Annotated in this window: 21 protein-coding genes and 1 pseudogene; 12 read left to right on the top strand and 10 right to left on the bottom strand. The window is 70.5% G+C overall.

The features are described from left to right. Positions 1-711: 711 nt before the first annotated feature. Positions 712-1,671 (bottom strand): sensor histidine kinase, encoded by a 960-nt coding sequence (locus OG381_RS46700; protein ID WP_327722067.1) that lies wholly within the window; start codon positions 1,669-1,671, stop codon positions 712-714. After that, positions 1,668-2,450: an MEDS domain-containing protein gene (locus OG381_RS46695; protein ID WP_327722066.1), complete on the bottom strand. Its 783-nt coding sequence runs from the start codon at positions 2,448-2,450 to the stop codon at positions 1,668-1,670. The genes OG381_RS46700 and OG381_RS46695 overlap by 4 nt, the downstream gene beginning before the upstream one ends. A 386-nt stretch (positions 2,451-2,836) precedes the next feature. On the opposite strand from OG381_RS46695, the gene OG381_RS46690 reads away from it, so the two are divergent. Continuing rightward, on the top strand, positions 2,837-3,208 hold the full coding sequence (locus OG381_RS46690; RefSeq protein ID WP_327722065.1) for a hypothetical protein: 372 nt from the start codon (positions 2,837-2,839) through the stop codon (positions 3,206-3,208). A 216-nt stretch (positions 3,209-3,424) separates the two neighbouring features. Here OG381_RS46690 and OG381_RS46685 read toward each other — a convergent pair whose 3' ends face one another. Together OG381_RS46685 and OG381_RS46680 are read right to left on the bottom strand one after the other, a co-directional pair. Then, a complete protein-coding gene (locus tag OG381_RS46685; RefSeq protein WP_327722064.1) occupies positions 3,425-4,012 on the bottom strand; it encodes a sigma-70 family RNA polymerase sigma factor in 588 nt (195 codons plus the stop codon). Positions 4,013-4,256: 244 nt separating this feature from the next. Next, positions 4,257-4,952 carry an SDR family NAD(P)-dependent oxidoreductase gene (locus OG381_RS46680; RefSeq protein WP_327722063.1) on the bottom strand — a complete coding sequence of 232 codons (696 nt, stop codon included), beginning with the start codon at positions 4,950-4,952 and terminating at the stop codon, positions 4,257-4,259. A gap of 360 nt (positions 4,953-5,312) precedes the next feature. Between OG381_RS46680 and OG381_RS46675 the strand changes: the two genes are divergently transcribed. After that, complete coding sequence (locus OG381_RS46675) at positions 5,313-6,335, top strand: MerR family transcriptional regulator (protein WP_327722062.1); 1,023 nt, start codon at positions 5,313-5,315, stop codon at positions 6,333-6,335. A 57-nt stretch (positions 6,336-6,392) separates the two neighbouring features. Here OG381_RS46675 and OG381_RS46670 read toward each other — a convergent pair whose 3' ends face one another. After that, positions 6,393-7,946, bottom strand: coding sequence for an NAD(P)/FAD-dependent oxidoreductase (locus OG381_RS46670; RefSeq protein ID WP_327722061.1), 1,554 nt, complete (start codon positions 7,944-7,946; stop codon positions 6,393-6,395). A 161-nt stretch (positions 7,947-8,107) separates the two neighbouring features. Between OG381_RS46670 and OG381_RS46665 the strand changes: the two genes are divergently transcribed. After that, positions 8,108-9,316, top strand: a complete 1,209-nt coding sequence (locus tag OG381_RS46665) for an RNA-guided endonuclease InsQ/TnpB family protein (RefSeq protein WP_327722060.1) — start codon at positions 8,108-8,110, stop codon at positions 9,314-9,316. 13 nt (positions 9,317-9,329) lie between these two features. On the opposite strand, the gene OG381_RS46660 is transcribed toward OG381_RS46665, so the two are convergent. Together OG381_RS46660 and OG381_RS46655 are read right to left on the bottom strand one after the other, a co-directional pair. Further along, positions 9,330-10,061, bottom strand: a complete 732-nt coding sequence (locus tag OG381_RS46660; RefSeq protein ID WP_327722059.1) for a class I SAM-dependent methyltransferase — start codon at positions 10,059-10,061, stop codon at positions 9,330-9,332. A 50-nt stretch (positions 10,062-10,111) separates the two neighbouring features. Beyond that, positions 10,112-11,299, bottom strand: coding sequence for a lycopene cyclase family protein (locus OG381_RS46655; protein WP_327722058.1), 1,188 nt, complete (start codon positions 11,297-11,299; stop codon positions 10,112-10,114). A 374-nt stretch (positions 11,300-11,673) separates the two neighbouring features. On the opposite strand from OG381_RS46655, the gene OG381_RS46650 reads away from it, so the two are divergent. From OG381_RS46650 to OG381_RS46620, 7 genes and pseudogenes are all read left to right on the top strand, one after another. Then, positions 11,674-12,963: a polyprenyl synthetase family protein gene (locus OG381_RS46650; protein ID WP_327722057.1), complete on the top strand. Its 1,290-nt coding sequence runs from the start codon at positions 11,674-11,676 to the stop codon at positions 12,961-12,963. Then, positions 12,960-14,540, top strand: coding sequence for a phytoene desaturase family protein (gene crtI, locus OG381_RS46645; protein ID WP_327722056.1), 1,581 nt, complete (start codon positions 12,960-12,962; stop codon positions 14,538-14,540). The genes OG381_RS46650 and crtI overlap by 4 nt, the downstream gene beginning before the upstream one ends. Continuing rightward, positions 14,537-15,571 (top strand): phytoene/squalene synthase family protein, encoded by a 1,035-nt coding sequence (locus OG381_RS46640; protein WP_327722055.1) that lies wholly within the window; start codon positions 14,537-14,539, stop codon positions 15,569-15,571. The genes crtI and OG381_RS46640 overlap by 4 nt, the downstream gene beginning before the upstream one ends. Positions 15,572-15,666: 95 nt before the next feature. Continuing rightward, a complete protein-coding gene (locus tag OG381_RS46635; RefSeq protein WP_443062073.1) occupies positions 15,667-16,770 on the top strand; it encodes a DUF5914 domain-containing protein in 1,104 nt (367 codons plus the stop codon). 113 nt (positions 16,771-16,883) lie between these two features. Further along, a complete protein-coding gene (locus tag OG381_RS46630; RefSeq protein ID WP_327722054.1) occupies positions 16,884-17,117 on the top strand; it encodes a DUF2945 domain-containing protein in 234 nt (77 codons plus the stop codon). 3 nt (positions 17,118-17,120) lie between these two features. Further along, positions 17,121-17,245, top strand: a pseudogene (locus OG381_RS49805) (DUF3140 domain-containing protein); the annotation flags it as partial. 122 nt (positions 17,246-17,367) lie between these two features. After that, positions 17,368-17,940 carry a DUF4383 domain-containing protein gene (locus OG381_RS46620; protein WP_327722053.1) on the top strand — a complete coding sequence of 191 codons (573 nt, stop codon included), beginning with the start codon at positions 17,368-17,370 and terminating at the stop codon, positions 17,938-17,940. Positions 17,941-18,749: 809 nt separating this feature from the next. On the opposite strand, the gene OG381_RS46615 is transcribed toward OG381_RS46620, so the two are convergent. After that, the gene (locus OG381_RS46615) at positions 18,750-19,364 is read right to left on the bottom strand and encodes an HAD family hydrolase (RefSeq protein WP_327722743.1); all 615 of its coding nucleotides are present in this window, start codon (positions 19,362-19,364) and stop codon (positions 18,750-18,752) included. A 71-nt stretch (positions 19,365-19,435) separates the two neighbouring features. Next, on the bottom strand, positions 19,436-20,374 hold the full coding sequence (locus OG381_RS46610; RefSeq protein WP_327722052.1) for an FkbM family methyltransferase: 939 nt from the start codon (positions 20,372-20,374) through the stop codon (positions 19,436-19,438). Positions 20,375-21,052: 678 nt separating this feature from the next. Here OG381_RS46610 and OG381_RS46605 point away from each other — a divergent pair. Further along, positions 21,053-21,499, top strand: a complete 447-nt coding sequence (locus tag OG381_RS46605; protein ID WP_327722051.1) for a hypothetical protein — start codon at positions 21,053-21,055, stop codon at positions 21,497-21,499. Positions 21,500-21,564: 65 nt separating this feature from the next. Here OG381_RS46605 and OG381_RS46600 read toward each other — a convergent pair whose 3' ends face one another. Then, positions 21,565-22,944: a NucA/NucB deoxyribonuclease domain-containing protein gene (locus tag OG381_RS46600; RefSeq protein WP_327722050.1), complete on the bottom strand. Its 1,380-nt coding sequence runs from the start codon at positions 22,942-22,944 to the stop codon at positions 21,565-21,567. Positions 22,945-23,487: 543 nt separating this feature from the next. On the opposite strand from OG381_RS46600, the gene OG381_RS46595 reads away from it, so the two are divergent. Further along, complete coding sequence (locus OG381_RS46595; RefSeq protein WP_327722049.1) at positions 23,488-23,754, top strand: hypothetical protein; 267 nt, start codon at positions 23,488-23,490, stop codon at positions 23,752-23,754. The last annotated feature ends 11 nt before the right edge of the window (positions 23,755-23,765 follow it).

Below are 23,765 nucleotides of genomic sequence, written 5' to 3'. Positions count from 1 at the left end.
AGAAGGAGGCCGGCCGCCGGGCGGTCACGCCCCGGCAGACGCGGCACGCTGCCGCTCGCCCAGGCCAGCATCCCCGGCGGCCGCGACGGCGCCCGGGTAGGTCGGGACGGACCCTCCACTGCCCGCAACAACGCCTCACGCGCGGCGTGGTCGTCCAGCCCGAACACGTCCGGAGCCAGAAGGGCGCTCAGGATCGCCGGCACGGTGGTCTGGGCGATCCGGACCGGGGTGATCTTCTCCTTCATAGCGATCATCGCGGTCCACTCCGGGGTGGTGAACCGCTCCGGCTCGAAATACGCCGGGGAGAACAGCGCCAGCAACTGGCCGCGTTCCAGGGCGGCGTTCATCTTCAGCACGAAGTTGTCGCCCGCACCCCGGTGTCCCAGTAGTCCAGCTCGATCTCATACCCGGCGTCCAAGAGCTGCCAGCCGACCCCCTTCGCCCACGCCCGGTCCGCCCCGCATGGCTGATGAACCATCGCCGGTCCGCCATCCCGACATCCCGTCAGCCGCCCCCGCACCGCGCGCCATGCGGAATAGTCCAGCGTAGGTGACGACCTTTCCGCGGATGAGGTCTCCCGGACGGCGTGCAAGGCTGCCGAAGGCAGCGGCTGGGTGATCAGCTTCGGCTTCCAGCAACCCGTGATGACCTGCCCCGGATGCGCGACGGCCGAGGGCCCGCCGTCGAACGCGGCCTCTGCCGATGCTGCGGTCAGCTGGGCAGCTCGATGTGCAGGCGGATCACGGTTCCCTCATCCGGGGTGGAGCGGATCTCGACCAGGTCGCACAGCTGATGCGCAAGCCACAGGCCACGCCCGCCGATCTGGGTGGGGGTGGGCCGCAAACGCCCCGCGAGGGGATCTGCGATGTAGCCGAGATCGCGGAACTCGCACACCAGACGGTGGTCCTCACTCCAGGTGCGCAGCACGCCGATGCCTCCGCCGTGCCGGATGCTGTTGGCGGCCACTTCGGTGGCGGCCATGTGCAGCTCACGCAGCCGTCTGCTTTCCAGTCCGAGCAGTTCGGCGCAGGTAGCGATCTTCTCCCTCAGCGCGGGCAGATCCCCACTGGAGTAGACGAACTCGTCGTAAGGGTCACAGGGGTGGCTCAGCGGGGCGAAGTCGAACGGCGCCTGGGGGTCATAGTCGGGGCTCGGCTCGCTGCGTCCCCCAGCGCGCACGTGCGGGTGGCAGCGGGACATCTGCTGGAGCGCCGCCCTCTGGCCACCGGTGTCATACGGACACAGCAGCCACCAAGCCGGGCCGTCTGCGAACGCCTTGTTGAGCAGCCACTCGTGATAGCGCAGCTCTTCCAGTTCGGCCCGGCTGCGGGCCTGCTCCCAGGGCGACTCGCCGATCCCGCGCACGGGACGCCCCTGCGCGGCGTGCTCTTCGATCCATTCCTTCCAGGCCCCGATGAGTCGGCCCGGATAGTGCGCCACCTTGGTGGTGTCGACATAACGCACCGTGCAGTCATCGGGGATCTCGTCACGCAACAGCGTCACTTTCTCCTCCGGCACGGCCACGACCACAGCCTCGCCACCGTCGAGCGCTTCTCGGATGAAGCCCACGGTGCCCTCGAGGAACTCCTGCGCTCCGCGGTAGGGGTACAGCTCGTGCCGGTATCCGCTACCCGACGGTGTGGACGGAACACGGGAATCAGAGGAGGTCACGGCGCCATCACCACCGGAATCGAAGGGTCCGCGAAGCCGGAGAGCTCCCAGGCCAGACGTACGGTCTCATTCGTCCCCTCCAGCACCACCTTACGGTCCGGGAGACATCTGGCCGCATCAGAAAGGGCGCTCATCCCGGCGGCATCGAAGAAGTCCAGGGCGTGGCAGAGCAAACGCACCGTAACCGTCTGCTGCAGCAGCGTGCGCAGGATGGCGCCGAAGGCCGTGGCGCCATCGGCGTCGACGACCCCGTTCAGCGTCCAGCCGTCCTTCGCGGTCCGGTACACCTGGAACGCGGGCGACGCCGGACGGCTCCCCAGGTGGTGGGGGTGCACGCATCTGACCTTGTCCAGTGTCGAAGCGGCCCAGTCGGCACCGCTGTAGGCGCAGACCACCACAGCGCCGCTGCCAGCGGCGAACTCCTCCAGATCCAGCTCGCTGCGCAGCAGCTGTTCCGCCTCCTGTGCGGAGCCGTCGGATGTCACATGGTGGAACACGCGCAGTGAGCGGTAGCCCTCACGTTCGGCGCTGGCGGCCTCGCGCCGCACCGCGGCAAGGAGGGAATCCCGCAGCCGGGCCGGGTCGAGCACTCGCGAGGCGAGGTCACCGGGCGCCTGCGGAACCCGGCCGACGATCACCACCTTGTCGCCGAAGAGCGCCCCGTCAGCGATGAAGGCCCGGCTGCGGTCCATGACATCGTCCGAAGGATTGAGCAACTGGCAGACGTGGTCGCCAGCGCCGATCTCATCGAGTGCCGCCAAAGTGCGCGTCGCTCTCACCGCTTCCTCTCCTCACCTCGACTCGCATGCCCACCATACTGATCAGCACACCCCGCTCCCACTGACACCGTGCCGACGCTCGTAGGGGCCTCCCAGAACGCGCCTGAACATGATCAGGATCGGTCCGGTCGTGACCTGGCATCTGCACGCCGTGAAAGACACGTGCTCCGCCTTGTACTCCCCGAAACCGTCGCTGTCGTGGCCCACACTCCCGATGTCCTCGCAACGGCGCTGGACACGACCGAGGGCGGCGTGACCGAGCCGGTCCCGCTCACCCCCAAAAGCCGGGCCGGCTGCGACAGCCGCCCGGTACGCAACTGCGTTCTTCGGCGCGGATCGCCGAGCGCCACGCCTTTCTGCTCGCCGGACTGGGTGACCTGTCCCCCGTGCATCTGCCCTTCACGCCGCTGCCGGGCCACGGAACGCCGCCGCCTCGCCAGCCGAGGGAGGCCACGGGGCCGGCCGCCCTGGTGGCCTGGTCCCATCAAGCGTGCGCCCTCTCCGACCTGCGTGACACGGACACCCGCTCGGTCAACGCATGGGACTTCGCCGAACAGGATCTTCCCGAGGGCGGCAGCCGGGCCGTGTGGACGTGCATGCGTGAGTCGTCCTGGCGTGGCCCCGGTTACGTGAGGGTGACGCTACGGGTGGCCGCGGACGGGGCGAAGGCCCGTCCTGTGTCGCGGGTACGGTCGACCGCGCTGTGCAGCCGCTTCGGCCAGCACATCGTGGCCGGCACGGTGTGGCACTCCCCCTGAGGCAACTGGTACGCGCTGGCTGCCGGGAGCCGGGCCGTCACGAGCCTGACGGTCAGCGGGGCCGTCACGGCGAAGACATCCGCCCGGACTGTTGCCGTCCGTGCGCCGAAACGCCCGCGGTTCGAGGTGGGCGCCCAATTGGCGACCGGGGACCGGCTGCGGGGGGTCATGGACGAAAGTGATCACTGAGTCATGCGCATCGATTGTGCATCGGTGTCATGCGGCGCATGTGATGAGGTGCTCTTCGCGGAGACGGCAGGCGAGGCGGCGCAGGCCGCGGCGGGTGTGGCTCTTGACCGTGCCCAGCGGCCAGCCGGTGAGTTCGGCGATCTGGGTCTGGGTGAGGTCGTCGTAGAAGGCCAGGTTGAGCACCTGGCGTTGCGGTGCCGGAAGCTGCGACATCTCGTCAGCGAGCAGGACGCGGTCGACGGCGGTCTCCGGCCGCACGGCCCGGTCGGTGGCCTTCAGCAACAGCTGGGCGCCCGCGGCGGCGACGAGTTCGGTGCGGCGGGTGCGGGCCGCCAGCGCGTCGGCGACCTTGCGCCTGGTGATGCCCGTGAGCCACCCGGGCAGGGTCCCGCGGTCCGGGCTGTACCCCGCCCGCCCTCGCCACGCGGCGAGGAAGACCAGCTGGGTGACGTCCTCGGCTTCCCTGGCGTCCCCCAGCGAACGCCGGGCGAGGTTGTACACGAGGCAACCCCACCGTTCGTACATGGTCGCGAGGCAGGCCTCGTCCCCGCTGAGGAATGCGTCGGCCAACGCGCTGTCGTCGATGTCCGCGCTGGTTCGCTGTGCGGTCGTCATGGCTCCTCCTCCGCCGGGCCTCGTGGTCGCCGAGAGCGACGACTGTTCCTCTACGGTGCGCATTCGATGCAAGATGAACAACTCGCATCGTCTTTGCATCGAATTTGACACGTGCGGGTCGGGCACACGCACCAGCAGGGCGGCGCCGACCACGGCCGTGCGGCGCGCCGCAGACGGCGTACACCGACATCGGACAGCGCGGGCAACAGCACGTCGCCGGAGTACCAGCAGCAGCCGGTTGGTCCTACCGGACCACTTCGACCGGGGCGACGGTCCCCGGGCGCACCAGGCGGGCGCCGTCGGACAGGGCCGCCACGACGGCGTCCACGGCGTCCTCGACGGGCAGTCCCTGCGGCAGGTGCGGCGCCTGGCCGTGCACGGCTCGCTGGGCGAAACCCGTGTCCAGGTGCGGGAGGTTGATCTCCAGCACGCTCACACCTGTGCGCCGCTGTTCCCGCCGCACCGCCGTGAGCCAGGTGGCCAGCGCCGCTTTGGCTGCGGCGTAGTCCGCCATCCCGGCCGGAGCCGCCTCGGCGACGATCCCGGTGACAGCGGCCAGGACGCCTCCCTCGCCGATCCGGGGCGCGGCGGCGCGCAGGAATGCCATCGGGGCCAGTGCGTTGACCGCGGTGAGGTGTTCGGCTACCGCGTCGCTGATCTCGGGGGCCGGGCCGAACGCGGCGACACCCAGGCATACGACGACGCCGTCCAGGCCGCCCAGCTCGGTCTCCGCCCAGTGCACGGTCAGCGCGCAGCGGTCGAGGTCCCACGCGTCGAACGTCCGGGCGGGGGCGCCTCCACAGAGCGCCGAGACGCGGGCGAGCGTCTCGGGGCTGCGACCTGCGAGGGCGGGGCGTGCTCCGAGCGCGTGCAGGCGGGTGACGAGAGCAGCGCCGAGCCGTCCGGTGGCACCGGGGACCAGGATCCGTGCGCCGCACATGTCCATCCCGCACCTCCTGCAACGACGACGATCGCTTTCTCGTCTGCTTCGGCGGCGGGTCACCGGTCGGATGCAGGTCACAGGCCGTTGGTGCATCCGTCAAGCATCCGAAGGAGGAACAGATCATGCCGGGGAAAAGCGAGTGCAGGACCGAACAGGAGGCCATCGTGATCGGAATTCAGCGTGCCAAGTGGCGAAAAGTCTCCGTGCTCCGGGGCCACCGTAGGACCCGGACCGGGTTCGCAGGGCTCACCCGGCCGACGGGAAACGGCCGCTCACTGTGAACAGCACCAAACGACCACCCATGCCGCCGGCGATGCGCACGCACGCCCGCTCCGCCCCGGGCGTCGGAACTTCCTCATGGACGTGAGCAAACCGGAGGCAGGGACTCCCGCTGGGGCCGGGGTGACGACCGGTTCACTCGCCAGACGTCTGGGCGTGTCGCCCACGACGCTGCGCTCCTGGGACCGCAGGTACGGTCTCGGCCCGGCAGCCCGGCCCGAGGGACGCCACCGCAGGTGGACACCCGACGACGTCGCCATGGTCCTCGAGATGTGCCGGCTGACCGCCGTCGGCATTCCGCCGGAGGAAGCCGCTCGGGCCGCCAAGAACCTCATCCCCGGGCACCCCGCACGCCAGTCGTCCGCCGCACTCCCCCGTGCGGCGGACGACGAGTCCGGCTCCCCGTACGCCTCACGCTCAGGCAGCGGCCTGCCGCTCGGAACCGTGCGCCAGGAGTGCAGGGGTCTCGCGCGCGCCGCCGTGCGGCTGGACGCTGCAGCGGTACAGCAGCAGCTCATGACGTCCGTGCGCACCCACGGGCTGGTCGTGGCGTGGGAGGAGATTTTGGCTCCGGCCCTGCAGGCCGTCGGACGTAAATGGCAGTCGTCCGGCGAACGCCATGTCGAGGTCGAGCACCTCCTGTCGTGGCACATCTCAGCGACGATCCGGCACGTCTACGTGAGTGCCGCGACCACCAGGACGTCCACGTCCTCGGCTCCCGTGATCCTCGCGTGCGTGCCCGGAGAGCAGCACACGCTGCCGCTGGAGGCGCTGAACGCCGCGCTCGCCGAGCGGGGCGTCGCCACCCTCATGCTGGGCGGCGCGGTCCCGGCGCAGGCACTGCTGGCCACGGTGCAACGCGTCGGACCCAGTGCGGTCGTCCTGTGGTCCCAGTCCGCGGCGACGACAGCCATCGAGCTGGCCCAGCACATCGCCTCCACCCACTGGGGCGTCCGCGGCGCCCGCACCCGCAGCAAAGTCGTGCTCACCGGCCCCGGCTGGGGCCGCGCACCGCGACCCGGGCAGCTGCGCCCGCACAGCCTGCACGAGGCCCTGGTCATGCTCGACGCACTGGAGAGCAGCAGATCCCAGGGCGCGTGAAGCACAGGCTGCCGACGCCGCTCTTCAAGGCGGTGACACGCCACCCCTCGCACGAGGTCAGGCAAGCCGGGCAAGGCGTCGCAGCAGCGCGCTGCGGCCGCCGTCCGGGACCGTCCACAGGGTCTGGCCCCTTACCCCCCACCGTTCCAGTAGTGCGTTCGCCGCCAGGAAACCGCTGGTGGCCGCGCGTTCCATGAGTGCCACCGGCAGTTTTGTGCGGACCAGATCACCGGCGACGACCAGGCCGGGATCACTGGTGCGTACGGTCGGCCGGTCGTCGTAGCCACCGACCGGGAACAGCGGACAGTCGGCCCGCCACTCGTGCCGTACGTCGACCACCGTGGCCCTGCGGGTCTCCGGATACACCCGGTGCAGCTGCTCCACCAGATGCTTTTGTTCCACGTCCCGGGCGGCGCCGTCGGGCAGAGCGTAGGCGTGCAGTTCCACCACGGAGCCCCCGGTGCGCGAGGCCCAGTGCGCCGCCTCGCCCTCCCAGCGGTCCAGGACGCTGACGTTGTCGAGGGTGCCGTAGCCGCTGGTGCCGAGGAAGCCGGGCCGGTCCGCGGCCACCGGGCGGTCCAGCCACAGCCGGGACACCAAGAAGGGCGGCGCGGTGCGCAGCCCGGCCATCCGCTCGCGCCACGCCGCGTCGGCCAGCGACGGGGAGCGTTCCACAAGCGCGCGCAGTCCTGCCGCGTCCAGGGCCAGGACCACCGTGTCGTGGTGGCGTTCGTCCGGTCCCGCGGCGACGACGAAGCCGCCGTCCGGGTAGGACTGCACCGAATCCACGCCGGTGGCGGTGCGCAGATCGACACCGTGCCCGGCGAGATATCCGGCCAGGGGGTCCCACAAGGCGCTGGGGAAGGGTTCGCTGGGCACGTCGAACAGGAGGCCTTCGGACGAGCCGAGGAAATAGATGTGGAACATCAGCACCATCTCCGCCGCCGACAGTTCGCGTGGATCGGCGAAGAAGCTGCGGGAGAACACCTCGAACGCCAGATGGTGTGCGGCCGGCGGGAAGCGGATCGACTCCAGGAAGTCCTGGGCGCTCACGTCGTCCAGGCGGCTGTAGACGCCGGGGACGCGCACATCCAGCAGAGGCAGGGCCGCCCTGGGGTTCATCCGAACCAGGTCACGCAGGCCGAAGGCGGGGCTCAGGGCGACGAAACCGAGGGCGCTCCAGGGCGGGGTGCGCGGGACGTGCCGGAAGCTGTCCTGCATCCCGTCGGCGTGCCGCAGCGGGTAGTCGGGCAGTCCGCGCAGGCGCTCCAGCCCGGGATCGGTGCGACGCAGCAGGCCGCGCAGGTTGTAGTACTGACGGAAGAAGGCGTGGAACCCGCGGCTCATGGTCACGCGACTGCCGTCCGCCAGCACCGTCGGCCAGCCCGCGAGCCGGCCGCCCAGGGTGCGCTCGCGTTCGTAGAGGGTGACCCGAACGCCCCGTTCGGCCAGGGCCGTTGCGGCTGACAGCCCTGCGATGCCGCCGCCCACGACCGCCGTCGACACCGTGCGGTCGCTGCTGACACGGTCCGTGCCGGGCGCGGGCAGCACGACGCGGGCACGCCGGTCCCGGCCGCGCCGGATCGCCAGCCGGCGTCGCTGCGCGTTCATCGGGTCTGTCCTTCGTGGATACCCCGACCTTTGGGGCGGGGAGGAATCGAAGCTTCTGCGGAGCAGGGCAGGGGAAGCCGGTTCGCCGCCCAGGCGGACCGGCGTGCGCCGTCTGCCGGCCGACTCCCTTTGCCCACACGGAAATTGATACGCTGTGAGGTATGGCGGGGCAGGTCAAGCGGGCGTTCAAGTACCGCTTCTACCCCACCGGCGTGCAGGCGGCTGAGTTGTCGCGCACGTTCGGCTGTGTCCGCCTCGTCTACAACAAGGCGCTGGAGGAACGGACCCGGGCCTGGTACGGCGAGCAGCGCCGCATCTCCTACGTGCAGTCCTCCGCCGCGCTGACGCAGTGGAAGAAGACCGAGGAACTCGCTTTTCTGGCCGAGGTGTCCTCGGTTCCGTTGCAGCAGGCGCTGCGCCATCTGCAGACGGCGTTCGGGAACTTCTTCGCCCAGCGTGCGAAGTACCCGCGCTACAAGTCCCGCAAGAAGTCCCGCGCGTCGGCCGAGTACACGCGTAGCGCCTTCACCTGGCGCGCCGGACAGCTGACCTTGGCCAAGATGGCCGATCCTCTGGACATCCGCTGGTCGCGTCCGCTGCCGGAAGGTGCCGAGCCCACGACGCTGACGGTGTCCCGTGACGCGGCGGGCCGCTGGTTCGTGTCCCTGCTGTGCCAGGACACCATCGCCCCGGCCCCCGCCACCACGAACGCGGTGGGCCTGGACGCCGGGATCACCTCCCTGGTGACCCTGTCCACCGGCGAGAAGATCACCAACCCCAGGCACGAACGGCGTGACCGTGCCCGCCTGGCGAAGGCGCAGCGGGAGTTGTCGCGCAAGGCGAAGGGTTCGGCGAACCGGGAGAAGGCCCGCCGTAAGGTGGCCCGTGTGCATGTGCGGATTGCCGACCGGCGCCGTGACGTTCTGCACAAGCTGTCGGCTCGACTCGTCCGTGAGAATCAAACGGTCGTGATCGAAGACCTGAGCGTGCGCAACCTGCTGAAGAACGGCGCGCTCGCACGCGCCATCAGTGATGCGGCCTGGACGGACCTGCGCTCCATGCTGGAGTACAAGTGCGCCTGGTACGGGCGCGAGCTCGTGGTGATCGATCGCTTCTTTCCCAGCAGCAAGCTGTGCTGGAACTGCGGGACAGTCCGCGGGAAACTGCCGCTGAACGTCCGCGAATGGACGTGCGCCTGCGGCGTCGTGCATGACCGCGACGTGAACGCGGCACGCAACATCCTGGCCGCCGGGCTGGCGGCATCTGCCTGTGGAGACGGTGTAAGACCTCAACGGGAGTCCTCCCGGACGGGGCAGTCGTCGGTGAAACAGGAACCCCAGCGGGCGACCGCTGGAATCCCCCACCTTTAGGCGGGGGAGGAAGTCAACGGACGGCCTCGGTGTCGACGGCCGGACGGCGCGCCAGGACGGTGTGCGTGATGCCGGTCTGCCATCCCGGCAGGGGCAGCACCCGCACGTCGGCGAAGCGGGCCGCGCGCACCCGCGCGGCGAAGTCCGGCGCCGTGTCGAAGTCCACGACGCTGCGCCACAGATGGCGGTAGAGGTCACCGTCGCCGAGCACGGTCGCCACGGGCAGGACCAGACCCCGGCACACACCGGTCCACACCGCGCGGTCAACAGCCCGGCCGCTGAGGGTGTACTCGTGGACCGCCAGCCGGCCGTCGGCGGCAAGGACGTCATACACCGAGGTCAGCACCGCGTCGGCATCGGCGACGTTGCGAAAGAGGTAGGCGGCGAAGACCGCGTCGAACGGTCCCCGCACGCCCGCCTGTGCCAGCCGTTCCGCGGGGGACTGCACGAATCTCACGCCCGCCGGCCAGCGTTTGGCGGACGCGCGTTCCAGCATGCCCGCGGAGGCGTCCACCGCGATGATCTCCGCGTCGGGCAGTACCTCGGTGAGCGCCGCCGTCGAGGCGCCGGTACCGCACCCCAGGTCCAGCACCCGCAGCCCGCCGCCATGGCGCGGCAGCCCAAGGCGGCGCACGGAGCGGCGCAGATGGGCGTGGTAGCCGGGGTTCGCGGCCACCAGCATGTCGTAGCTGCGAGATGCGTGGTCGAACGCTGCGGCCAGGTCCTCGTCGCGCAGCACGCGCATGTCATCTCCTCGATCGGGGTGCACAGAACTCCTTCGTGCCGTCGTCACGGTCAGGGAAAAGGCCTGCGGGGAAGCCAGAACAGTTCCGCTGCCGAGCGGAGCATCGGCAGCACCGGTGTACGGCTGCCCAGGGCGAGGTCCTCGCCCCACCGGGTCCGGCCGTCGAGGAACCGCAGCAGCCGCTCCGCCGGCACGTGCGCGAACAATCGTGAGAAGAACGCCGCTCCGTCGACCCGCCCGCTGTCCAGGGCCCTGAGCAGGACGGCGTCCATGGCGAGTGAGCGCGCCGAGTGGGCGGGCGGTGGCTCCGGACGGCGGCCCGCGTACAGGGCCTCGGCGATCGCCCGCGCCTGGCGCTGGACGGCGGAGAAGGTGTAGCCGGTCGCCGGCCGGGTGGCGCCTCCGGCGGCCCCGATACGGAAGATGGAGGGCGCCGAGCGGCGGGCGAAGCGCGCGTCGGTCATGGGGATGACGCCGGTCTCGGTGGACACGACCTCGAAGGGCCCCAGGCGCAGGACGTCCTCGGTGTAGCTGCGCAGTTCGGCCTCGTAGGCCTGGCGCGACAGCACAGCGCGGGAGAACCCGGTGTACTCCACCAGTGCCTCGCGCGGGCTGGTGGGCAACACGTATCCGAAGGCGAGGCCACGGGCCGGCTGCGGGACCCGGAAGTCCATGAACTCCACCGTGCCGGGGTCGAACACGGGCCGCTCGGTACGCACGAACCAGCCGTGGAAGTGCTGCAACAGGGTGGTCCGGGCCGCCGGGACACTCCCCAGCGGCCGGGAGTCGAAGACCCAGCGCGCACGCACCACGAGCGGGCGCCCCCGGTCGTCCCGGGCATGGATCTCGGCTCCCTCGACGCGGGCGTCCACCGTTTCCACGGCCGCTTCCAGCCAGGAGATGTCCCGGTGGCCGGCCACCTCACGCTCGACGAGGCGCTCGAAATCGGCGGAGCGGATCATCTTGTAGGACAGCGGGGCGATGTCGTCCTCCAGCGCACGACCCGCGGGAGAGTGCACGCGCAGACGCCGCCAGGTCGCGGTGACCGCGGCATCGTAGGGTCCGGGTCCGTCCTCCCAGAAACACCAGGTCCGCTCCGGCGGCCGAAGCGGACCCGGCGGGGCGTCCAGCACCACGACGTTCACGCGCCGGGAGCCGGGGGCCGGTCGTGCGAGGCGGTGCGCGAGAGACAGTCCCGCGGCTCCCGCACCCACGATGGCCACCTCAGCCTTCAACATGTCCCCTCGTCCCTCCCCGCGCGCGTCGCCGGGCTCCCGCGGCCGACGAGCCGGGCAGCAGCCCGTCGCCATCCTTCCGCCCAAACGGCGGACGCGGATGCAGGCAGGCCCGGGAAACCTCCGGACGGCGGGCACCAGGTCGTGAAAGCAGGCCCTGGACGGGCCGGGCGCTGAGCTGCGGGACGGGTGACGCGGGGCCCGTCCGGGCCCGGCCCGCCGCGGCACCGCCCTGCCTTCGGGTCGCGTGCCGTCCCGGTTCGGGTTCGACTTCCGTGACAGATCACGGCTTTCGGCCGCGAGGCGCATCCGGGCGGGCCGCTCGTGAGGAAGGCCTTCGGTCAGGCAGATGCGCGAGCGACATGAGAGGAACCGGGATGCGCCCCAGCGAGGCGAAGGATCACCCTGTGGCCGGGAGGCCGTCAGGCCCCTGTCCCGCCCCGGCCCGCCTGGCCCCGGACGGCAGGGACCCGCGCGTCGTCGACGCGGATGTGCCCGCCGCGGTGGGCCGCGTACTGCAGTCCGTGCTGGCGGTGCGAACGGAGCGGGCCACCGCCATGGACCCGGACTTCGGCCGTGATCTCGCCGAGCGCCTGGCGCGCTTCACCCTGGGCGGGGGCAAGCGCATCCGGTCCCAGTTCACGTGGTGGGCGATGCGCGCCTGCGGGGGCGCAGCCGCCGAGGCCGACGCGGCCCTGCACGTCGGTGCCGCACTGGAACTCATCCAGAGCTGCGCCCTGGTCCACGACGACGTGATGGACGGCTCCCGACTGCGCCGCGGGCGGCTCTCGCTGCACGCGGACGTCACCGCTCAGTACGCCGACACGGTGCCCGGGGCCGCGGCCTCACGCCTGGGCGAGGCCGCGGCGATCCTCGCCGGGGACCTGGCCCTGGCCTGGGCGGACGACCTGGTCGCGGACGTCGAGGCGCCCCGGCCGCGAGCCCGCGCCGTACGCGATCTGTGGAGCCTCATGCGCACCGAGATGGTGGCCGGCCAGTATCTCGACCTCCAGGGGCAGGCCCTGTCATCGCGGTCCCTGACGCGGGCCATCCGCGCCGCCTGCCTCAAGAGCGCCCTGTATTCGGTGGAACGTCCCCTCGCGCTGGGCGCCGCCCTGGCCGGAGCGGATGCCGCGCGCACCCAGGCCCTGTGCTCGGCGGGCCGCTGCGTCGGGATCGCCTTCCAGCTCCGCGACGACCTCAGCGACGTCTTCGGCGACCCCCGGCACACCGGCAAACCCGTCGGCGGCGACATCCGGGCGGGCAAGCCGACGTACCTGGTGGCCGTGGCGCAGGCACGGGCCGAGGCGGCCGGCGACCGCCGGGGCCTTGCCGTACTGCGCCGCTCCCTCGGCCGCGCCGACCTGCCCGAGGGCCGGCTCACCGAGGTCCTCGACGTACTCGTCGCCACGGGAGCGCGCGACATCGTCGAGGCGAAGATCGACCGTCTGGCGGGCCATGCGATGCGCCATCTGGAGTCCGCCCAGCTGGAACCGGAGGGACACCTGCCGCTGCGCGACCTGCTCCTCGCCACGGCAGGCTCCTGTGCCTCTCCCCCGCCACCACCGGGCCACCCGAACGCCGAGGACGGACTGCCCGTCTCCCTGCTGCTGACCGCAGCCGTCGAAGGCGCCACCCGACGAGCCCCCGAGGAGGCCGCTCGATGACCAGAACCGTTCCGGGGCCCACCGATCACGTCGTGGTGGTCGGCGCCGGGCTCTCCGGTCTGTCCGCCACCCTGCACCTGCTGGGCGCGGGCCGCCGAGTGACGCTCGTGGAACGCGATCCGCTGCCCGGCGGCCGGGCCGGACGCCTCGACCACCACGGATACCGCATCGACACCGGCCCCACGGTCCTGACCATGCCCGACCTGGCGGACGAGGCCTTCGCCGCAGTCGGCGACAGCCTGCGCGCCCGGGTGGACCTCATCCCCCTGCACCCGGCCTACCGCGCGCAGTTCGCCGACGGCACCAGCCTCGACGTACACACCGACGCGCAGGCGATGGAGTCCGAGCTGGAGCGGTTCGCCGGCCCCCAGGAGGCCGCCGGCTACCGACGGCTGCGCCGGTGGCTCGAGGATCTGTACCAGGCCCAGATGCGGCACTTCATCGATGCCAACTTCGACTCGCCGTTCGCCCTGCTGACGCCCGATCTGGCACGACTGGCCGCGCTCGGCGGGTTCGGCCGACTCGACGCACGGATCGGCCGTCACCTGCGCGACGAGCGCGTACGCCGGGTGTTCTCGTTCCAGGCGCTGTACGCCGGCGTCCCACCGGAGCGAGCCCTCGCCGCATACGCCGTGATCGCCTACATGGACACCGTCGCAGGCGTGTACTTCCCCCGCGGCGGCATGCACGCGCTGCCCCAGGCCATGGCGGACGCCGCCGCCGACGCGGGCGCCGACCTGCGCTTCGGACGGCAGGTGACCCGGCTGGAACGAAGCGGTGACCGCGTCACCGCCGTCATCACCGACCACGAACGCATCGCCTGCGACGCCGTCGTCCTCACCCCCGACCTGCCGGTCGCCTACCGCCTCCTGGGACACACACCCCGCCGCCCCCTGTCACTCAGGTTCGCGCCGTCGGCCGTCGTCCTGCACGCCGGCACCGACCGGACCTGGCCCGCCCTCGCCCACCACACCCTGTCCTTCGGGGCCCAGTGGCGGCGCACGTTCGACGAACTGACCCGCACCGGGCAGCTGATGAGCGACCCGTCCCTGCTCATCACCCGCCCCACCGCCACCGACCCCTCCCTGGCCCCGCCCGGCCGCCATCTGCACTACATCCTCGCCCCCTGCCCGAACACCGCCATCGGCCCCGACGCCACCGCCTGGGCCGAGCTCGCGCCGCGCTACCGCGACAGCCTCCTGCGAGAACTGGAGCGGCGCGGCTTCGAGGGCATCGCAGACGCCGTACAGGAGGAAACCCTCGTCACCCCCGCCGACTGGCACCAGCAAGGCCATGCGGCGGGCACCCCCTTCTCAGCGGCCCACACCTTCCCCCAGACCGGCCCGTTCCGGCCTCGCAACCTCGTGCGCGGTACCGAGAACGCCGTCCTCGCCGGCTGCGGCACCACCCCAGGCGTCGGGGTCCCCACCGTGCTGGTGTCCGGCAAGCTCGCCGCGGCCCGGATCACCGGACGCCACCAGGCCACCCCGCTCAAGCGCCGACGGTCCGCCCCCACCACCTCGATCACCCCGAAGACACTCTCCCCGTCCAACACCTCGAAGGGAACCGCCGCATGACCGCCCGTGAACTCGACGCGGCGGGCATCACCGACCCATCGCTGCGCGAGGCCTACACCCACTGCCGTCGGCTCAACGCCCGCCACGGCCGGACCTACTTCCTCGCCACCCGGCTGCTGCCCCTCGAACGCCGCCCCGCCGTGCACGCCCTGTACGGCTTCGCCCGCTGGGCCGACGACATCGTCGACTCCCTGGACGCCGACGTTCCGCCCCACGCCCGCGCCACCGAACTGGCCCGCCTGCAGCGACAACTGGAAAAGGGACTGCGGGAGGGCACCGGCCTCGAACCCGTGGTGGTGGCCCTCGCCGACACCGCCCGGCGCTACGACATCGACCACCGTCACTTCAGCGACTTCATGGCCGCCATGCGCAGCGACCTGGAAGTCACCGACTACCAGACCTACGCGGACCTGCGGGCGTACATGCACGGTTCCGCCGCGGTCATCGGCCTCCAGATGCTCCCCGTCCTGGGCACCGTGGTCCCCCGCGACGAAGCCGCCCCCTACGCCGCCGCCCTGGGCGTCGCCTTCCAGCTGACCAACTTCCTGCGCGACGTGGGCGAAGACCTCGACCGCGGCCGCATCTACGTCCCCGCCGACCTCCTGCACGCCCACGACGTCCACCGCGACCTGCTGGCCTGGAGCCGCGCCACCGGTAAGCGCGACCCGCGCATCACCGAGGCATTCAGGTCCTTCGAGAACCTCACCCGCGGCGTCTACCGCGAAGCCGCACCCGGCCTTGCGATGCTCGACCCCATCGCGCGCCCCTGCATCCGCACGGCGTTCGTCCTGTACGGCGCCATTCTGGACGCCGTCGCCGACGACGGGTACGCGGTCCTTCACCGCCGGTCCGTGGTGTCCCGGCGGCGGCGCGCCGCGGTCGCCGCCGACGGGGCACTGCGGCTGGCGGCGGCGAGGATCGCGGCGCGCGGCCCGCGCCGGACCCAGCCGCCCGCAACGCCACCATCACCTGCCCTGGCTCCCAGCCCGTCCGACTCCGTCGACAAACCGCTGCACAAGGAGGCCGTGTGAACCCCGACCCCGTCGACGGCCAGTTCGAGGACCGCACGGATCAGCCGGATCAGCCAGGTCAGCAGGATCAGCTGCCGGATCGGCCCGCACGCCCCATCCGCCCTGTCCATTCAGTCGGCCCCGCCGAGCCCGACGGGCCTGTCCGCCCCGTCCGGCGCGCGCGGTATCCCTTGTCGCTGCGCCGGAACGCCGTCGCCTGGGAGCGCCAGCGCCCGACCTGGCGCGAAGCGCGCCCCGCCGTCATCGCCGACGCCCTGAAGCGCGCCCAGGCGCAGCCGTCCGGCAACTGGTACGTCGCAGGGGCCACCGGCGACGTACACGACGACCGCCCGCTGGCCCGGACGATCGCGGGACAGGAGGTCGTCATCTGGCGCGACGCCACGGGACAGCTGGTCGCCGGACCGGGCATCTGCCCTCACCTGGGCGCACCGCTGCGCGACAGCCCGGTGCGCTGCGGCACCCTTGTCTGCCACTGGCACGGGCTCGGCCTGCGGGGCACCGCGTTCGCGGGCTGGGAGCCCCTGCCGGTGCACGACGACGGGCTCCTGGTGTGGGTGCGCCTGGACGACGTCGGTGGCGAGCCGCCCCTGGACGCACCCGTGGTGCCCGCGCGGCCCGCACTGGCGGGAGCGGTGTCGGCGGTGTACGTCGGCTTCGGTACCTGCGAACCCGAGGACGTCGTGGCCAACCGTCTCGACCCCTGGCACGGCGCCTGGTTCCACCCGTACTCCTTCGTCGACCTGACCGTCGTGTCCTCAACACCCAGGAAGCAGGGGCACGCGGATCCCCCGAAGCGCGAGCCCGGCGCCTCGGACAAAACCGGTCCGGCGGACGAGGACGGTTTCACCGTCGACGTGTCCTTCAAGGTCGCCGGGCGACTCGTCGTACCGGTACGCGCCGTGTTCACCGCTCCCGAACCACGCACGGTCCTCATGCGGATCACCCAGGGCGAAGGCGCGGGATCAGTGGTCGAGACACACGCCACCCCACTCGGCCCCGACGAGCACGGCAGGCCCAGGACAGCGGTGGTGGAAGCCGTGGTGGCGGCGTCCGATCGCCCCGGATTCGCCATGGCCCGCCGGATGACACCGCTGCTGCGCCCCCTGATGAGAGCCGCCGCCGGGCGACTGTGGCGCGACGATCTCGCGTACGCGGAACGACGCTGGCAACTCCGCTCCACCGGCCGCTTCCCCGGCTGAGGAGTGACAGCGGGGCCGCCGCCCCAATGGTGGCGTCTGTGTAAAGCGTGCCGGAGCCGGGCGCGGTACGACGCCCGGTCCCAGGGGCACTCGGAGGTCAGGAGGCTGACGACATGACCAAGGACGACAGCCAGGGCAAGAGCCTGCGCAAAGGCGACCAGGTCACCTGGCGCAGTCACGGGAACGAAGCGACCGGCAAGGTCGAGAAGAAGATCACCGGTCGCACCAAGGCCGCCGGACGGACGGTGGACGCCTCGCCCGACGAGCCGCAGTACAAGGTGCGCAGCGACAAGTCCGGACGATCCGCCGTCCACAAGCCGTCCGCTCTCAAAAAACGGGGGAAGTGACCCGAGTCCCGACAGGCGGGTCAGCACCAGGGCGGCGGCGACTCCACTGGCCACGCCTCGGGTCGCCGCATCCTTGGCGTCCTTCGCACTCGTGGCGCCACGCCCTGATGAACTGGGGTCACGATCCCCCTCTCCACCATCAGGGGCCTGAACGCGAGCCGCTCGGTTCACGAACCTCGCGGCAGGTGCAACCGTTGACACCAAATCCAAAGAAAGGAGGACATACCCCCCAGGGAGAGGATCACCTGCCATGCAACTTCGCGACGAACTGCCGGTCGATCACAAGCTCGCCACCGTCTACCGCTACGGCGCCGCGTTCTGCGGCACGGTCCTGCTGGTCTTCGGCATCCTCGGCTTCGCCGACCAACTCAGCCCGTTCGGCACCGACGGCGACACCATCGCCGGCATGACGACCAATGGCGTCCTCAGCCTCATCTCCGTCATCGTCGGCCTCGCGCTGATCGCAGGCGGCGTCATCGGCGGCAACTTCGCGTCAACGCTCAACATGACGGTCGGGACCCTCTTCCTGCTCAGCGGTTTCTGGCACATCTTCGTCCTGGACAAGGACGCGAACTTCCTCGACTTCGGCCTGACCAACGTCATGTTCAGCTTCATCATGGGCCTGGTGATCCTGACCTTCGGCATGTACGGCCGAGTCACCAGCAGGCTGTCCCACGACAACCCGTACTGGCGCCGCCGCCACCCGCGCCAGGCCGCCGAGGAGTCCCTGGCGCGCCGGCGCCGTGCCGCAGCAGCGATCGGCTCCGCCGACATCCCGGCCGCAGCACTCCCCGGCACGACTACCGACGGCACGGGCGGCTGAAATGTGCTGGCCAGGCTGGTGCGGAGACGGTTGCCGCCGTGGTGTGCGGCGGTACGACGCTCCTGCCTCACGCCATCGATGCTGAGGGCGACGGCGCCTTGCAGAGCGGCAAACCACTGACCGTGCACACCACCCGCAGTGCTCCCGTCCTGTCCTTCGGCGCCGACCCGCAGCTCGCGGGACCGCCGGGCAAGCGCCCATGGATCCCGCCGCTCACTACGTCCTTGACCCGGCCATCCATCCGGTCAGGAATGGAGGAGCCTCGCCGGCCGTGCGGCCAGACAGCAGACGGGCAGGGAAGTGCCCGCACGGCACGGCCGCACGGGCACGCAGCCGGTGCCCTCCCGCCAACGACCGGCCACAGCCTCAGCAGCGCCGACTCCGCCGTGGCATCCCCGACAGGGCATCCCAGCACGGCAACCATCGCCTCAGGACAGCTGCCACCGCGTGTCACCCCGCCGTCCTGGCGGAGCCTGACACTCCATCAACAGCCATCCTCCTCCCCCGCAGGACAAAAGGAGCTGGCCCAACAGCCCTTCAAAAGCGGTCAGTTCACCCGCATCCCGAGACCCCGGTGGTTGCCGCCCGCCGGTTGGCGCGGAACGGTCCGAGCCGGGCAGGGCCACGGCGGCTGCACACGCTCTGGCGCCGACATCGGCATCGGCATCGGGCTGAGCCGGATGTACGGGCTGGGTCTCCTGACCCGGAACCGGGAAGTGGTGCTGTGCGCGTGGATAGTACGGATCCGGCAGGGCACTTTCGGCAGGGTCCCTACCCCACGCCAGGGCGCTGCGTCGGACAGCCGCCGCTCACCACCCGGCGAGCCAGCGCCGCAGCGCGGCATCGTCGAGGGCGGGTACGTGAGCGTGTACGTACGGTCCGCGGGTCAGGCCGCCGACGCCGAGCACGGTCATCCCGGCGGCGTGGGCCGCACGGGCGCCGACCGGGGAGTCCTCGACAGCCAGGGCGCTCGCCGGGTCGACGCCGAGTGCCGTGCAGGCGGCGAGGTAGCAGGCGGGGTGCGGCTTGGGCGAGGGAACATCGTCCGCCGAGACTGTGATCGGCAGCCATCGGGACAGACCGCCGCGGGCCAGCGACTTGTCCAGGAGAACGCGAGGCCCGTTGCTGGCCACCGCGATCGGCACCCTGCCGGTGAGCCGGCGCAGCAGGTCTGTGGCACCGGGCATCGGCTGGGCCCCGTGGGCGACCTGGGCCAGGAGTTCCTGTGCCAGTTCTCCCGCCAACTGCGCTGCATTGTGCCCGAACAGACGTGCCATCACCTCCCCGCCCTGGGCCACGGACAGACCGACAAGGCAGGCGCGGGCCGCATCGTCGTAGATGTGGCCCCGGCGGGCGAAGAGGGCTCTGCGTGCGGCGTCGGCACATGGCTCGGTGTCCATGAGAGTGCCATCGCAGTCGAACACGACGGCGGCGGGCGCAGTGGCCTTCGCCAGTGCTGCGAGGTCGGCTGTGCGTGCCGTCGCACTGTTGCCGTTCACGGCTTCACGTACAGCTCGACGGGGTTGAAGCCGGCCGGCTCCGGGACGCGCGGCGGTACCTGGCGGAAGCCCGCCGCGCGCATCGTGCTCCGGACGGTTTCGCCGTCGATGTACTTGTCGTGGACTTCCAGGACGATCCGGTCCACCTGCTCCATCCACGGCTGGACCTGGCTGAACACCTCGGCCTCACTGCCCTCGATGTCGACCTTGAGCAGGTCGACGTGGCCGATGCCGTGTTTGGCGAGCACCTCGTCCACGGTGAGCGCGGGCACCCGTACGCTCGGCCGGGCCAGCACGTTCTCCAGCCGGTAGGGACGGGTGCGGCGCAGGTCGGCCACGGCGGGCACGGCGGTGCAGGTGTCCCAGAAGGCGCTGACCGTGAACTCCGCCGTACCGGACGCCCCGGCCACGGCCGCGGGCTCGATCTTCCAGTCGAGGCCGGACAGGGCGGCGTTGTGCCGCAGGACGGCCACGTTCTGCGGGATCGGCTCCACGCTCAGCAGGGTGCGGGGGCGGTAGCGGGCGGTGAAGTAGGCCGCGGCGAGGCCGGTGTTGCCGCCGAGGTCGACGATCGTGTCGAGGGTGGTGATGTCCTCGTCGAGGCGGTAGTGCACGCCGAGTTCGTAGAAGCGTTTCAGGAACACCTGCCAAAGGATCAGCAGATCGCTCTGGTTCCTGCGGATGCGCACGCGTGCCGGCTGGCCAGGGGTGAGGAAGCTGAGCGAGAGCGGGGTGTCGTCGGCGAGCGGGCGGCCTGCCGCGCCAAGAAAGCGGCGGCCCATCCAGTAGGGCGCGGTCACCTTGCTCGTCCCCGCTGCGGTGCGCAGTGCGAGGGCCATGTCCCTGCCGCACCCGGCCGTCTCCCGCACCAGGACGCGGCCCGTGCCGACGCCCATCGCCCGGTCTGCGTCCGAGCGCAGGTATGCCAGTCCCATGTCTGTACTTTCTGGTTGTGCCGAAGCGGTAGGGGGTGCCCGGCCCGGGGGCAGGCCAAGCAGTGTGAGCGCCGATGGCGGCTGCCCCGCCAGCCGCTCGGGGCGGTGACAGGGCGAGGAGGCGCGGGGCTTGGAGAGGCTCCAGGATCAGCGCGAACGAGCGTCCCTACAGCAACGCGGCAAGTACCGCGTTGGCCGTGGATGGGTTCTGCGCGAGCGGCACGTCATGTACCAAGACCCTGTTCTCTGACACGCTGGCCATGCTCCTTGAAATGGAAAATCGCCAAAGGTGCCTGCTCAGCCACCACGTGACGGGCAGACATGATCCACAACGCCGAGGCGGGAAAAGAAGGCGTGGGCCATCTGCGCCAATCACCGGTTCGGCGTAATGGCACTGCGTCAAGCACCGCTCGTCCTGGTCGCCGCCAGCCCCGCTTGCGAAGCGGACAGCCTTCGCAGTGAGACGGGTTCACCGACTGCCTGCAGCTACGGTTCCTTGGTGAGAGTCCACCGTGGGCGACTGCCCGTGCTCCGGTTACCGGTTTCGACCACCAGGCCAAGCGGTCGCGACAACGGTCCTTCGCGGTGCGCATCGCCTGGACGGGCTGGGCGCAGAGGGCGTCCGGGCATAGCCTGCCGGGGAGCAGCTCGTGATACGTCGGCCTCAGAGGGTGTTGTATGTCTGAGCTTGTGTCGTGCCGAGAACTGGATGTGGTCGTGGACCACCGGCTGTTCGGCCTGATCGATGAGGAGGGCCAGGCGGGGGAACGGCCTGCCTCCCCACGCTCCGTCGGCAGTTTCGTCAGCGCCAACGCCACCATGGTCTACATCGGGTCGGCCGAGGACATTGTGAACGCTCGGCTGCGGCTGGAAGCCTGGGACGGTCCGGCGCCGGTGGAGGCGGACGACTGGCCGTCGACTGAGGAGTTGTTGCTGGACCTGCCCTCGGGCCGGTTTCTCGTGGATGAGATCGCGGCCGGGGGCAAGTCGGACGTGTTTCGGCTCCCGCAGGCCGGAAAGTGGCGCGCCCGCGTGGGGTGGCGGGAGAACACCCCTGTCCCGGAAGACGGGTTCGCGCGGCCGGGCGGCTGGGCGCTGGTTCAGTTCTGGCCGGACCTAGGCTGAGCGCGGCAAGCGGGGGCCCCGCTGGCGAGTGGGGCCCCACAGTGTTCCTGGTCAGTGGTCGGCGGTCAGCGGATGGGTATGTAGAAGGCGTCCTGGTCGAGCAGCCGGTCCACGTCGTACCAGCGGCCGAGTCGTCGTCCGGCTTCCTGGTTGACCTCGCTGTTGACCCACCGTGCCGAGTAGTGGCGTTCGTACTGGATGCCACCGTAGGGCTCGTCGGGGAACAGGTGCCGCCCCGCGCCTTCGTACGTCGAGGCCATCGGGTACTCGTCGCAGTCGTACGGGCCCTGGTCCACTGGCAGGGTTGCCTTGAGGTCCTGCATCGCCCTGGTCGCGCAGAAGTTGCGGACGATGCGACGGTTTTCGTCGTACCGGAAACTCTGCTTGTCCCCCTTGGCCTGGGCCAGACGGTGGATCGGGTCACCGGGTGAGCCGCCGGCCAGGTGCTTGTCTGCCTGGGTCGGCATGGTGGCCGCCGGGTTGGCGCGGGCCTCCTCGAGATGCGTGGCGACGCCGCCGACTGCCGCATCCGACTTCGTGTAGGACATGCCCGGCACCGCCCGGTCGAACACAGACCCGAGCTTGTGGGACTGCAGATACCAGGCCGAGTCGAACCGCATGCCGCCTTCGGGGCTCTCGGTGTCGATGAACTGGAAGTACCAGGGCAGATCGAAGTCGTACTCGATGTGGAAGACGCCGGTGCCGATCTGCTCCCCCATGGCTGCATCCGGGCTGGATGCCTGCGAGAGCAGGTCCAGGTGCGCGGAACCGTCCCGGCGCCATTCACCGATCGACTTCTCGACCTCGTCGTTCAGTCCGGCGAAACAGGCGTTCTCGTCGGTCTGCGGATAGTCGTCGTCCAGGTAGTTGCCCTCGCACTCGATCTCCGCGGTGAGGTCCGCACCGGACTCTGCGAAGGGTCCGGTGGCCTGGATGACGCCTACTTGCAGGCGGAAGTCCGCCCACCGCGAGGTGCTGATGTGTTCCGCGCCGCCGACCTTGCCGAAGCCCATCAGCCGGTTGCGGGACACAAAGACACCGGTGGTGGTGCATCGGGGCGGGAAGATGCCGCACCGGACAGCCGGCATCACCAGCAGATGGATCTGGCAGTAGGAGTACCGGTTCTTGATCCACCCCTGGTCGCGCGAGGCCAGGTCGTACTGGTCCTCGCACTGGTCGGAGGTCGGGTAGTCGTAGATGTCGTCCGGGATCCGGCCCGCAGGGAACCGCGAGGAATCCACCACGTACGACTCCGGCTCCGCTTGAGCGTCGACGCCCTGTGCGGCCTTGGACTTCGTGATCTTCGACGGCCCGTCCTCGGTAGCCGGAGCAACACCCAGGGCATCGAGCGACCCACCACTGCGGTTGAGCTCCTTGATCACCCTCTCCGGATGGGCCACCAGATCAGGATCCGAGATCACATACGGGATGACCTTGTACGTCACGCCGTCCCCACCGGCCGCGTTCGTTGCACCGGAGGCGGCCTGCGCAGGAAGCACTCCCACCAACAGCAAAGCTGCGGACAACGCCCCTAAAACCGTTGTCCGTAACGCGCGTGCTCTCAACTGACTCTCCCCCTTTGAGGTCACGGCCCGCGCGGGCGACGTCGTGTGCCTCGGACAACGCTCAGCGTGTGCCCCCGCCCCCGTAAGCCACTGTCAAACCACGTAACAGCAAAGGGAACTGATAGATCATCAACAAGTCGCGTATCAGCCAGCACACAGAAATCATCAGTCCTGCACAGATCGACCAGGGCGCTTCCGGATGGTCCGCGTGACACCGGGCAGCCCTCGCGAAGCGGCACGTTGAGGCAATTGACACACCCGCGATCGTTCCTGACGGCACGGGTAATGACCGTATGGCTCCCATTGCGGTCATGGTGACCGCGACCTCAAGTCGCGGTGTTTACACGGGAATCGCGGGCAACCGTAGGGTGGCCGATCCACGTCGGGATCGGGTCGGAGTGCGATCACGCGAAGGAGAGACAGATGACCACGCAGTATGGCGACCGACCGACCGGGCAGCAGCCCCACAGTGCACCGCAGGGCACGGCGACCGGCAACGTGCTGAGCATCATCGCGATGGTGCTGGGTGTGATCTCGTTGCTCTTCTTTCCGATCGTCTTCGGTGTGATCGCCTTGATACTGGCCATCATCGCCAAGACCGTCCGACACGAGCGGCTCGCCGTGCCCGCCCTCGTGGTCAGCGCTGTCGGCCTGATCGGCGGTCTGCTCCTCGGCGCTCTACTGGCTTAGTACTGCAACGG

The sequence above is a fragment of the Streptomyces sp. NBC_00490 genome, assembly GCF_036013645.1.
Lineage (GTDB): Bacteria > Actinomycetota > Actinomycetes > Streptomycetales > Streptomycetaceae > Streptomyces > Streptomyces canus_F.
Note: the sequence above shows the minus strand (reverse complement) of the source record. Positions and strands in the feature narration are given on the sequence as shown.

Coding starts and splice junctions, on each gene's coding strand:
- OG381_RS46680 (WP_327722063.1), bottom strand. CDS start 4,952: ATGTGCGGCGCACGGATCCTGGTCCCCGGTGCCACCGGACGGCTCGGC.
- OG381_RS46670 (WP_327722061.1), bottom strand. CDS start 7,946: ATGAACGCGCAGCGACGCCGGCTGGCGATCCGGCGCGGCCGGGACCGG.
- OG381_RS46640 (WP_327722055.1), top strand. CDS start 14,537: ATGACCGCCCGTGAACTCGACGCGGCGGGCATCACCGACCCATCGCTG.
- OG381_RS46665 (WP_327722060.1), top strand. CDS start 8,108: ATGGCGGGGCAGGTCAAGCGGGCGTTCAAGTACCGCTTCTACCCCACC.
- OG381_RS46595 (WP_327722049.1), top strand. CDS start 23,488: ATGACCACGCAGTATGGCGACCGACCGACCGGGCAGCAGCCCCACAGT.
- OG381_RS46675 (WP_327722062.1), top strand. CDS start 5,313: ATGGACGTGAGCAAACCGGAGGCAGGGACTCCCGCTGGGGCCGGGGTG.
- OG381_RS46605 (WP_327722051.1), top strand. CDS start 21,053: ATGTCTGAGCTTGTGTCGTGCCGAGAACTGGATGTGGTCGTGGACCAC.
- OG381_RS46620 (WP_327722053.1), top strand. CDS start 17,368: ATGCAACTTCGCGACGAACTGCCGGTCGATCACAAGCTCGCCACCGTC.
- OG381_RS46685 (WP_327722064.1), bottom strand. CDS start 4,012: ATGACGACCGCACAGCGAACCAGCGCGGACATCGACGACAGCGCGTTG.
- OG381_RS46610 (WP_327722052.1), bottom strand. CDS start 20,374: ATGGGACTGGCATACCTGCGCTCGGACGCAGACCGGGCGATGGGCGTC.
- OG381_RS46655 (WP_327722058.1), bottom strand. CDS start 11,299: ATGTTGAAGGCTGAGGTGGCCATCGTGGGTGCGGGAGCCGCGGGACTG.
- OG381_RS46660 (WP_327722059.1), bottom strand. CDS start 10,061: ATGCGCGTGCTGCGCGACGAGGACCTGGCCGCAGCGTTCGACCACGCA.
- OG381_RS46630 (WP_327722054.1), top strand. CDS start 16,884: ATGACCAAGGACGACAGCCAGGGCAAGAGCCTGCGCAAAGGCGACCAG.
- crtI (WP_327722056.1), top strand. CDS start 12,960: ATGACCAGAACCGTTCCGGGGCCCACCGATCACGTCGTGGTGGTCGGC.
- OG381_RS46650 (WP_327722057.1), top strand. CDS start 11,674: ATGCGCCCCAGCGAGGCGAAGGATCACCCTGTGGCCGGGAGGCCGTCA.